Source organism: Massilia sp. Leaf139, assembly GCF_001424165.1.
Classification (GTDB): Bacteria; Pseudomonadota; Gammaproteobacteria; order Burkholderiales; family Burkholderiaceae_D; genus Telluria.
In genome coordinates this window covers 155,668-165,867 of the sequence record NZ_LMOJ01000027.1, presented here as the reverse complement: position 1 = coordinate 165,867, position 10,200 = coordinate 155,668, and the positions used below count along the sequence as shown (strand labels likewise).

General features: G+C 64.1%; 9 protein-coding genes. 6 read left to right on the top strand and 3 right to left on the bottom strand.

Features of this window, described 5'->3' with window-relative positions; translation table 11 throughout:
• Window positions 1-402 precede the first annotated feature (402 nt).
• Both lysA and ASF77_RS23910 read right to left on the bottom strand, forming a co-directional pair.
• A complete protein-coding gene (gene lysA / locus ASF77_RS22755) occupies window positions 403-1,680 on the bottom strand; it encodes a diaminopimelate decarboxylase (RefSeq protein ID WP_056345292.1) in 1,278 nt (425 codons plus the stop codon).
• A gap of 7 nt (window positions 1,681-1,687) precedes the next feature.
• The gene (locus ASF77_RS23910) at window positions 1,688-1,918 is read right to left on the bottom strand and encodes a lipoprotein (RefSeq protein WP_229445551.1); all 231 of its coding nucleotides are present in this window, start codon (window positions 1,916-1,918) and stop codon (window positions 1,688-1,690) included.
• Window positions 1,919-1,957: 39 nt separating this feature from the next.
• Between ASF77_RS23910 and cyaY the strand changes: the two genes are divergently transcribed.
• Window positions 1,958-2,287 carry an iron donor protein CyaY gene (cyaY, locus tag ASF77_RS22750; RefSeq protein WP_056345289.1) on the top strand — a complete coding sequence of 110 codons (330 nt, stop codon included), beginning with the start codon at window positions 1,958-1,960 and terminating at the stop codon, window positions 2,285-2,287.
• A 174-nt stretch (window positions 2,288-2,461) separates the two neighbouring features.
• On the opposite strand, the gene ASF77_RS22745 is transcribed toward cyaY, so the two are convergent.
• Window positions 2,462-4,798, bottom strand: a complete 2,337-nt coding sequence (locus ASF77_RS22745) for a penicillin-binding protein 1A (RefSeq protein ID WP_056345286.1) — start codon at window positions 4,796-4,798, stop codon at window positions 2,462-2,464.
• A gap of 330 nt (window positions 4,799-5,128) precedes the next feature.
• On the opposite strand from ASF77_RS22745, the gene ASF77_RS22740 reads away from it, so the two are divergent.
• Genes ASF77_RS22740 through pilQ form a run of 5 tightly spaced genes read left to right on the top strand, consistent with a single transcriptional unit; the run spans window position 5,129 to window position 10,194 of the window.
• On the top strand, window positions 5,129-6,193 hold the full coding sequence (locus tag ASF77_RS22740) for a pilus assembly protein PilM (protein ID WP_056345282.1): 1,065 nt from the start codon (window positions 5,129-5,131) through the stop codon (window positions 6,191-6,193).
• Complete coding sequence (locus tag ASF77_RS22735; RefSeq protein ID WP_056345279.1) at window positions 6,193-6,828, top strand: PilN domain-containing protein; 636 nt, start codon at window positions 6,193-6,195, stop codon at window positions 6,826-6,828. The genes ASF77_RS22740 and ASF77_RS22735 overlap by 1 nt, the downstream gene beginning before the upstream one ends.
• Complete coding sequence (locus tag ASF77_RS22730) at window positions 6,825-7,502, top strand: type 4a pilus biogenesis protein PilO (RefSeq protein ID WP_056345277.1); 678 nt, start codon at window positions 6,825-6,827, stop codon at window positions 7,500-7,502. The genes ASF77_RS22735 and ASF77_RS22730 overlap by 4 nt, the downstream gene beginning before the upstream one ends.
• Window positions 7,499-8,035 (top strand): pilus assembly protein PilP, encoded by a 537-nt coding sequence (locus ASF77_RS22725; RefSeq protein ID WP_056345274.1) that lies wholly within the window; start codon window positions 7,499-7,501, stop codon window positions 8,033-8,035. Before ASF77_RS22730 ends, ASF77_RS22725 begins: the two co-directional genes overlap by 4 nt.
• A complete protein-coding gene (gene pilQ, locus ASF77_RS22720) occupies window positions 8,032-10,194 on the top strand; it encodes a type IV pilus secretin PilQ (protein WP_056345271.1) in 2,163 nt (720 codons plus the stop codon). The genes ASF77_RS22725 and pilQ overlap by 4 nt, the downstream gene beginning before the upstream one ends.
• Window positions 10,195-10,200 lie beyond the last annotated feature (6 nt).

The following is a 10,200-nucleotide window of genomic DNA, read 5'->3' as shown; positions in this document are numbered from 1 at the left end:
GACTTCCCGGAAACCTGTAAAACAGTCCAAATCGATACGTGTCCCCGACGGCTTCCTGAATTTTTTCTCTGAGCATCATAGGGTCATTCTCTGCTTTAGAAGCAGGAGGCGGCGCAAGAGGCCAGGGCGTGACTCACAGTGACCGTTCCTGGCAATCCCTGCCTAAACATAGGTGCTCCGATAAAGAAACTCATGAGTAATCGCCGCCCTCGACAACGCTGACCACATAGACGTCTGCTTCTGGCCGAAAGCGGACGTCAATCGCAAACAGTGTAAGTGTCAGCTCATCATAAATGCAAGTGACGCTTCGATGCATCTAGCGCCAGATAAAACTGCTCATTAAAAACAAAAACCGCGCCGTCATGAGAGAGCGCGGTTTTGGGAAACGCGACAGGGCGACGCCTACTTGATCATCGACTCCAACGCAAACAGCTCCGCCGGATTCTCCCGCTGCCGAATCACGTGCACTTGCTCGCCATCGACCATCACTTCGACCGCGCGCCCGCGCGTGTTGTAATTCGAGGCCATCGTCATGCCGTAGGCGCCGGCGCTGAGCATGGCCAGCAGGTCGCCCGGTTCGACGGCCAGTGCGCGCTCGCGCGCCAGCCAGTCGCCCGATTCGCAGACCGGGCCGACGATGTCGTAGACGGCTTTCTCGCCCTCGCGCGGCACCACCGGCTGCATGTCCATCCAGGCGCCGTACAGGGTCGGGCGCATCATGTCGTTCATGGCGGCGTCGATGATGCAGAAGTTCTTTTCCACGCCCGGTTTCAGGAATTCGACCTTCGTGACCAGCACGCCGGTGTTGGCGACGATCGAGCGGCCCGGTTCGAAGATCACCTTGATCGGACGGCCGCCATCGCGGCCGGCGCCCCAGGCGTCGATGCGCGCGAACAGGCGTCCCAGGTAGTCGCCGACCGGTACCGGCGCCTTGTCGCCGGCCACGCCGTAGTCGACGCCGAGACCGCCGCCGATGTCGAGGTGGTGCAGGTGGATGCCCTCGGTGTCCAGCGTGTCGATCAGTTCGATCAGCTTATCGAGCGCTTCCAGCAGCGGCGCGTCGTCCAGCAGCTGCGAGCCGATGTGGCAGTCGATGCCGACCACGTCCAGGTGGGGCAGGGCGGCGGCGGTGCGGTAGGTGTCCAGGGCATCGTCGAAGGCGACGCCGAACTTGTTCGCCTTCAGGCCGGTCGCGATGTACGGGTGGGTCTTGGCGTCGACGTTCGGGTTCACGCGCAGCGAAACAGGCGCGCGCTTGCCCATGCTGCCGGCGACCTCGTTCAGGCGGTGCAGTTCGGGGATCGACTCGACGTTGAAGCAGAGGATGCCCTTGTCCAGCGCCAGGCGCATCTCGGCTTCGGTCTTGCCCACGCCCGAGAAGATCACTTTATTTGGATCGCCGCCGGCGGCGATAACGCGCAGCAGTTCGCCGCCCGAGACGATGTCGAAGCCGGCGCCTTCACGCGCCAGCAGGTCGAGGATGGCCAGGTTCGAATTGGCCTTCATCGCATAGCAGACCAGGGCGTCGCGGCCGCGGCAGGCGTCGGCATAGGCGGCGAAGTTTTCCAGCAGCGCCGCTTTCGAATACACATAGGCGGGGGTGCCGAAAGCTTCGGCGATTTTCGGCAAAGCGGTGCTCTCGGCGTGCAGTACGCCGTCTTGGTACGAAAAGTGGGACATGTATGGCTTATTGGACGGGGACGTTGGCGGGTGTCGGGGTCGGCGGCTGCGCTGGCACCGGGGCGGCGTCCGAAGCGGGGCCGACGATTGGCGTGACGGGTTTGGCCGGCGTCACGGGTGCGGCGGCAGCCGCAGGAACGGGCCTGGCCGGCGGCTTCGGCATGTAGAGCGGGCCGGTCTGGCCGCAGCCGGCAAGCACCAAGGCCAGCGCAGCAGGGAGCACATAAGGTGACTTCACGATTAGAATCACGGTTTGATCAAGACCTTGGAGTGTAGCATGACCGAATCCGAATTTTTGGACCTGGCCGATTCGACGCTGAAGCGCATCGAAACCTGTTTCGACAACCTCAACGACCAGGATGTGGTCGACGTCGAGTGCAAGCGCAGCGGCAACGTGCTTGAAGTCGAGTTCATCGCCAACGGCTCGAAGATCATCATCAACAGCCAGGCGCCGCTGCAGGAGATGTGGATGGCGGCGCGTTCGGGTGGGTACCATTACAAGCGCGTGGGCGACGAGTGGCGGAATACGCGCGACGACAGCGAGTTTTTTACCGCGTTATCGGATGTCGCGACGCAGCAGGGTGGGGCGCCGGTTAAGTTGGGGTGATGCGTACCTAACGCGGGCATGCGCGCCCTAGCTTGTTCCGCCGTTCGTAGGGCGCGCATGCCCACGCGTTACGGCCTTCGAAAAACAAACGGCGCGGTATTACCCGCGCCGTTTGCATATCGATGAAAGAATATTTCACGGATGAGCACCCGCCGAAATATTCTTTCAACCCATTTAAAACAACTCGTTCCTCACCGCGTCCTGCGCCTTCTGCTGCGCCGGCGCCGGCGTCGTCCCGCCATCGAGCGAAGTCACGCCCGTGCCCGGCGGGTTCTCCGCATAGTAATACTCGCCGCCGGCCATGATCAGCCCTGCCGGCACCGGCCGTTCCTCGACCGGTACGCTCTTGAGCACGGTCTGCATGTAGCCGATCCAGATCGGCAGCGCCAGGCCGCCGCCCGTCTCCTTGTTGCCCAGGTTTTTCGGCTGGTCGTAACCCATCCAGGCGATGCCGACCAGCTTTGGCTGGTAACCGGCGAACCAGGCGTCGATCGAGTCGTTAGTCGTGCCGGTTTTACCGGCGATGTCGTTGCGCTTGAGGATTTGCGAGGCCTTGGCCGCGGTGCCGTAGCGCGCCACGTCCTTCAACATGCTGTCCATCAGGTAGGCGTTCCTGGCATCGATCACGCGGTTCGCTTCCATGCCGGCGCGATCCGGGCGCGCTTCCGACAGCACCTTGCCCGCGCTGTCGGTCACCTTCGAGATCAGGTAAGGGCTGATTCGGTAGCCGCCGTTGGCGAACACGGCGTAGGCGCCGGCCATCTGCAGCGGCGTGGTGGCGCCGGCGCCGAGCGCCAGCGTCAAATACGGCGGGTTCTTTTCGGCGTCGAAGCCGAAGCGGGTCGCGTATTCCTGGCCGTAGCGCGCGCCGATGCGGTTCAGGATGCGGATCGAGACCATGTTCTTCGACTTGGTCAGGCCGCGGCGCATCGTCATCTGCCCTTCGTACTTGGCGTCGTAGTTCTTCGGCTCCCAGGCTTGTCCCCCGGTCTGGCCGGCATCGAAGGAGATCGGCGCGTCGTTGACCAGCGTTGCCGGCGACAGGCCGCGTTCCAGCGAGGCCGAATAAATGAAGGGCTTGAACGAGGAACCCGGCTGGCGCCAGGCCTGGGTCACGTGGTTGAATTTATTCCGGTTGTAGTCGAAGCCGCCGACCAGGGCCTTGATGGCGCCGTCCTCGGTGCTGGCCGAGACGAAGGCCGATTCGACCAGCGGCATCTGCGTGATCTTCCAGTCGGCGCCGCCTTCCTGCATCACGCGAATCAGCGCGCCGCGGCGGATGCGGCGGTTCGGCTGCGCCTTGGCGGACAGCCAGCTCGATGCAAAGGAGAGGCCCGGCCCGGTGATCTTGATCTCTTCGCCGGAGGCCAGCACCGCGGTCACGCTCGTGCTCGAGGCTTGCAGCACGACGGCGGCCACGATGTCGTCGCTGTCGGGCTTCTCGGCCAGTTCCGCTTCGATGGCTTCGTCGGCTTCGGTCTTGTCCTTCGGGATCTCGATATACGATTCCGGGCCGCGGTAAGGATGGCGGCGCTCGTAGTCCATGACGCCGCGGCGTACGGCGAGGTAGGCCGCGTCCTGGTCGGCCTTGGTGATCGTGGTGAACACGTTCAGGCCGCGCGTATAGGTGTCTTCCTTGAACTGTTCGTACACCAGCTGGCGCGCCATTTCGGCCACGTATTCGGCATGCACGCCGAAGGCGGTGCTGTCGGATTTGATTTTGAGTTCCTCGTTCTTTGCCGTCTCGAACTGGGCGTCGGTGATGTAGCCGAGCGAATGCATGCGCTGCAGGATGTACTGCTGGCGCGTCTTGGCGCGGGTCGGATTGACGACGGGGTTGTAGGCGGAAGGGGCCTTGGGCAGGCCGGCCAGCATGGCCGCTTCGGCGACCGTGATGTCGCGCAGGTCTTTGCCGAAATAGATCTGGGCCGCCGACTGGAAGCCGAAGGCGCGCTGGCCCAGGTAGATCTGGTTCATGTAAACCTCGAGGATCTGGTCCTTGGTCAGGTTCTTCTCGATCTTCCAGGCCAGCAGTGCCTCATAGGCCTTGCGTTTCAGGGTCTGTTCCGACGACAGGAAGAAGTTGCGGGCCACCTGCTGGGTGATGGTCGAGGCGCCCTGGCGCGAGCCGCTGGTGGCGTTGTGCAGGGCCGCGCGCAGCACGCCCCAGTAGTCGACGCCGCCGTGCTGATAGAAGCGGTCGTCCTCGATCGAGAGCACGGCCTTTTTCATCACGTCCGGGATTTCCTTGAAACGCACCAGCGTGCGCCGCTCTTCGCCGAACTCGCCGATCAGGACGTTATCGGCGGTGAAGATTCGCAGCGGCATCTTGGGGCGGTAGTCGGTGATGGTGTCGAGCGCCGGCAGGTTCGGGTAGGCCATCGCCAGCGCGAACACGACCAGCAGAACGCCCACCAGGGCCAGGCCCGCCAGTGCGCCAATGGCCCACAGGAACAGGCGTTTCGGGCTGAACTTGTTCGGCGCCGGAGAATTCGTCGTTTGAGATTTCATGCTGAGTTTCACAATATTGATCCGCCTCATTATAAGTCACTCGATTCGGCGGTGGCGCGGACTCAGCCTTAGGAGGTGTGGCCTGGCTGACAAAGGCTTTGTGGCCTAGGTGACAAGAGGTATTACCAAGGGGATATCGGAGTGTGGCGTCCCCGTCTGATTGTAATGTTCCAGTGTAGAAATATCTTGTCGGTGCGCACTATTCTCGCTAGCATTTGCTGCAGTGCCTGAGGTAAACAGGTCTTGTTTTGCTTTCATACAGAGATTTTTCCCGCACGCGGGCGTTGAATATTTTGGCCTGAGCCAGGCCGCAGCTGAGGGAGTACGCTCGTGATCAATCTAGGTTCCTTGTTCGGGAAGTCGAGCCCTCCGCTCGCCGGACTCGACATCAGCACGTCGGGCCTGCGCCTGGTCGAGCTGGCCGATGCCGGCAAGGGCGTGCTGCGCCTGGAGCGCCATGCCTTCGAGGCGCTGCCGCGCGGCGCCGTCGTCGACGGTAACATCGAAAACTTCGACCAGGTGGCCGAGGCCGTGCGCCGCATCTGGAAGAAGAGCGGCACCCGTGCCCGCAACGTGGCGCTCGGCATGCCGCCGGCCGCCGTCATCACCAAGAAAATCATACTCCCGGCCGGCATGGCCGAGGATCAGCTGGAAGTGCAGGTCGAATCCGAAGCTAGTCAGTACATCCCCTTCGCGCTCGACGAGGTGAGCCTGGACTTCGACGTGGTCGGCCCGGTCGCCAATTCGCCCGAGGACATGGAAGTGATGCTGGCCGCAGCGCGCCGCGAAAAGGTCGAGGATCGCGTGGCGATCGCCGAAGCGGCCGGCCTGACCGCCACCGTGATGGACATCGAATCCTATGCCGCGCGCGCCGCGCTGGAACGGGCCGCGCCCGCCGGCAGCGACAAGATCGTGGCCCTGTTCCAGATCGGCGCCGGCATGACCCACGTCTCGATGCTGCAGGACGGTGACACCATTTATGAACGCGAGCAGCCCTTCGGCGGCAACTCGCTCACGCAAGACATCGTGCGCACCTATGGCATGGCTTACGAGGAAGCGGAAACCCGCAAGAAGTCGGGCGACCTGCCGGAAAACTTCCGCGCCGACGTGCTCACGCCCTTCCTGGAAAGCGCGGCCATGGAAGTCACGCGCGCGATCCAGTTCTTCTTCACCTCGACGCCCTACACCCGCATCGACCAGATCTGGCTCGCCGGCGGCAGCGCCCAGTTGCCCGGCCTGGTCGAGCTGGTCGGCGGGCGCACGCGCATCCCGACCGGCCTGGTGGCGCCCTTCGACGGCATGCTGCTGGCCCCCGGCCTGCGCGAAGCGCAGCTGCGCGCGGAAGGCCCGTCCTATCTGGTTGCCTGCGGCCTCGGCCTGCGGAGGTTTGGCTGATGATCCGGATTAACCTGCTCCCGCACCGGGAAGCGAAACGCAAACAGAAGCAGACGGCCTTCGTCGCCATGCTGGTGCTCGGCGCCCTGCTGGGCGTGGCCGTCGTGCTGCTGGTCGGCGGCTGGAACGCCAGCCGCATCGCCATCCAGGAACAGCGCAACACCGTGCTCTCCACCGAGAACGCTGAACTCGACAAGAAGATCAAGGACATCGCCACCCTGAAGGAAGAAATCAACGCCCTGAAATCGCGCCAGCAGGCCGTCGAAGATCTGCAGGGCGATCGCAACCAGCCGGTCTACCTGTTCGACGAACTGGTGCGCCAGACGCCGGACGGCGTGTATCTGCGCGGCTTCGAGCAGAACGGCCAGCGCGTGATCCTGAACGGTTACGCCCAGTCGCAGGAACGCGTGGCCGAACTGCTGCGCAACCTGTCGGGCAATTCGCCCTGGCTCGAGCGTCCCGACCTCACCGAGGTGAAGGCGGCCACGCTCACCCAGGGCAAGATCGTGCGCAAGGCGGTCGAGTTCACGCTGGCGGTCAACATCAAGCGCGCCCGCGAAGCCGAGGAAGCCGAAGAAGGCAAAGGGAAAGCCCCGCTGGCCGGTATCGCCAAGGCGGAAGAAAGCAAGCCATGAACATCGACCTGAAACAAATGAGCGCCGACCTGTCGGCGCAATTCCAGGGCCTGCAGGGACGCCCGCCCGGCCTGTGGCCGCTGGCGCCGCGCCTGCTGTGCGCAGCCGGCGTGATGGCGCTGGTCGTCGTCCTCGGCTACTTCCTGTACTGGAGCGGACAGTTCGAAACCCAGGAGTCGCTGGCGAACCAGGAAGCGACGCTGCGCGACGAATACCGCACCAAGATCGCGCAGGCCGTGAACCTGGAAGCGCTGCAGGCGCAGAAGATCCAGGTCGACCAGTCGGTCGAGCGCCTGGAAAAGCAGTTGCCGAGCAAATCCGAGATGGCCGCGCTGCTGTCGGACATCAACCAGGCGGGCGTCGGCCGCGGCCTCGCCTTCCAGCTGTTCCGTCCGGATCAGATCGTGGTGCGCGACTACTACGCCGAACTGCCGATCGCCATCGAACTGACCGGCAACTACCACGACCTGGGCGCCTTTGCGGCCGACATGGCCCACCTGCCGCGCATCGTCACCCTGAACAACATGCGCCTGAAGACCGGCAAGGACGGCGGCCTGACCCTGGAAGCGATCGCCAAGACCTTCCGCTACCTCGACGCCGACGAACTGGCGACCCAGAAAGCGGCGCGCCTAAAAGCGAAGAAGAACAAGAAAGCGGAGGGCGCGGCGCCATGATCTCGACAAAGATGAGCCTGCCGCTGCTGGCGGCCCTGCTGCTGGCCGGCTGCGGCGACAGCGACGTGCGCGAAGTGCGCACCTGGATGGAAGAAACCAAGGCGCAGACAAAACCGCAGGTGAAGCCGCTGCCGGCGCCGAAGGAATTCGTGCCCTATGCCTACAACCAGGCGCAGGCGCCGGATCCGTTCAGCGCTGACAAGCTGGCAGGGCCGGGCGCGCTGGCGCCGGAGCCGAATGCGGCGCAACCGGACTTGAACCGCCCTCGTGAAGCGTTGGAGAACTATCCTCTCGACACTATGCGGATGGTCGGTATGATGCAGAAGGGCGGCGTCAGCTTTGCGCTGGTGCAGATCGAACGCAGCGTCTATCGCGTGCGCGCCGGACAGCGCCTGGGCCAGAACTTCGGCCAGGTAACGCGCGTGACCCCGGTCGCGGTGGAGATCCGGGAAATGGTACAGGACGCGGGCGGCGATTGGGTCGAGCGGATATCGAAGCTGGAATTGCAGGAAAGTAAGGAGATCGGGAAATGACCCCATTCGCAATCAATCGCCTGAAGGGCGCGGTACGAACGCTGCTGGTGCCGGTGCTGCTGGCGCTGGGCGGCGCCGCCTACGCCCAAGACAATGCCATTGAGTCGATCAGTGCGAACCAGCAGGGCGCGAACGTGGTGGTCAACATCGCGATGAAGAACGCCCCGAATAAACTGCCGCTCGGTTTCGCGATCACGAATCCGGCGCGCATCGCGCTCGACTTCGGCGCCACCAGCAATGCCACCGGCAAGAGCGCCCAGGAGATCAACCTCGGCGAAGTGCGCGGCGTGAACGTGGTGCAGGCCGGCGAACGCACGCGTCTGGTGATGAACCTGAAGCGCCAGGCCAGCTATTCGACGGCAATCGAGGGCAAGTCGATCCTGGTGACGGTCGCCGGCAGCGGCGCGGCGGCAGCGCCGGCCGCAGCCCCGGCCCAGGACACGCCGGCCCAGGCCGCGGCCCCGCGCCAGACCCTGCGCAACCTCGACTTCCGCCGCGGCAACGACGGCGAAGGCCGCGTCGTGGTCGACCTGCCGAACAATGCGGTGGCCGTCGACGTGCGCCAGCTCGGCAACAAGGTGCAGGTCGATTTCATGAATACCGGCCTGCCGGAACCCCTGCGCCGCCGCCTGGACGTGACCGATTTCGGCACGCCGGTCTCGCGCGTGACCACCAGCAGCATCGGCGCCAACGTGCGCATGGTGATCGAAGCGCAGGGCCAGTGGGAACAATCGGTGTTCCAGAGCGACACCCAGCTGGTGGTCGCCGTGCGTCCGGTGAAGGAAGACCCGAACAAGCTGGTGCAGGGCACCCAGGGCTACCGCGGCGAGAAGATCAGCTTCGACTTCCAGAACATCGAAGTGCGCGCCGCGCTGCAGGCGGTGGCCGACATTTCGGGCCTGAACATCATCGCCAGCGATTCCGTCGCCGGCAGCTTGACCCTGCGCCTGAAGGACGTGCCCTGGGATCAGGCGCTCGACGTGATCCTGCAGTCGAAGGGCCTGGACATGCGCAAGAACGGCACCGTCATCTGGATCGCGCCGAAAGAGGAACTGCTGACCAAGGAAAAGCTCGAACTCGAACAGCGCGCGCAGATTTCCGATCTGGAGCCGCTGAAGTCGGAGATCTTCCAGCTGAACTACCAGAAGGCCGAAGCTTTCCGTACCGTGTTCGGCCTGGACGCGAACGGCGCGGCCACCAGCGGCGACAACCGCAACCGCGTGCTGTCCAAGCGCGGCAGCGCGATCATCGATCCGCGCACCAACCAGCTGTTCGTGACCGATATCGCCTCGAAGATCGAAGACATCCGCATGCTGATCCAGAAGACCGACGTCGCCTCGAAGCAGGTGCTGATCGAAGCGCGCCTGGTCGAAGCGAACGACGGCTTCTCGCGCAACCTCGGCGCCAAGATCGGCTTCAACGACATGCGCGCCCTGCGCGGCGGCGACCAGGGCTACGGCATCGGCGGCAACAACCGCGTCGCCATCGGCGGCAATCTGGTCGGCGTCGGCCAGGACACGCTGCAGACTCCGGACAAGGGCGATTCGTACACCAACACCACAATGGTGAACCTGCCGGCAGCGGCGATCGGCGGTATCTCGCCGTCGAGCATCGCGTTTTCCCTGTTCTCGTCGGCCGACAACCGCTTCCTGAACCTGGAGCTGTCGGCGCTGGAAGCGGATGGCAAGGGCAAGATCATTTCCAGCCCGCGCGTGGTCACCGAGGACAAGATGGTGGCCGTGATCGAGCAGGGTATCGAACTGCCGTACCAGGTTGCGTCCTCGAGCGGCGCCACCTCGATCGAATTCAAGAAGGCCAACCTGCGCCTGGAAGTCACGCCGCAGATCACGCCCGACGGCAACGTCGTGCTGGATGTGGACGTGAGCAAGGATTCGAAGGGAGAAGAAACGCGCGCCGGCTTCGCCATCAACACCCAGCACGTGAAGACCAAGGTCATGGTCGAAAACGGCGGGACGGTGGTGCTGGGCGGGATCTACCAGCAGTCCGAGCGCGACAGCGTGTCGAAGGTGCCGCTGCTGGGCGACGTGCCGGTGGTCGGCTACCTGTTCAAGACCCAGGGCCGCGAGAAGTCGAAGACCGAACTGCTGGTCTTCATCACGCCGAAGATCGTCGCCGACCGCGCGGCGGCAGGGCGCTGAGCGCCG

Coding starts and splice junctions, on each gene's coding strand:
- lysA (WP_056345292.1), bottom strand. CDS start 1,680: ATGTCCCACTTTTCGTACCAAGACGGCGTACTGCACGCCGAGAGCACC.
- cyaY (WP_056345289.1), top strand. CDS start 1,958: ATGACCGAATCCGAATTTTTGGACCTGGCCGATTCGACGCTGAAGCGC.
- ASF77_RS22745 (WP_056345286.1), bottom strand. CDS start 4,798: ATGAAATCTCAAACGACGAATTCTCCGGCGCCGAACAAGTTCAGCCCG.
- ASF77_RS22735 (WP_056345279.1), top strand. CDS start 6,193: ATGATCCGGATTAACCTGCTCCCGCACCGGGAAGCGAAACGCAAACAG.
- ASF77_RS22730 (WP_056345277.1), top strand. CDS start 6,825: ATGAACATCGACCTGAAACAAATGAGCGCCGACCTGTCGGCGCAATTC.
- ASF77_RS22725 (WP_056345274.1), top strand. CDS start 7,499: ATGATCTCGACAAAGATGAGCCTGCCGCTGCTGGCGGCCCTGCTGCTG.
- pilQ (WP_056345271.1), top strand. CDS start 8,032: ATGACCCCATTCGCAATCAATCGCCTGAAGGGCGCGGTACGAACGCTG.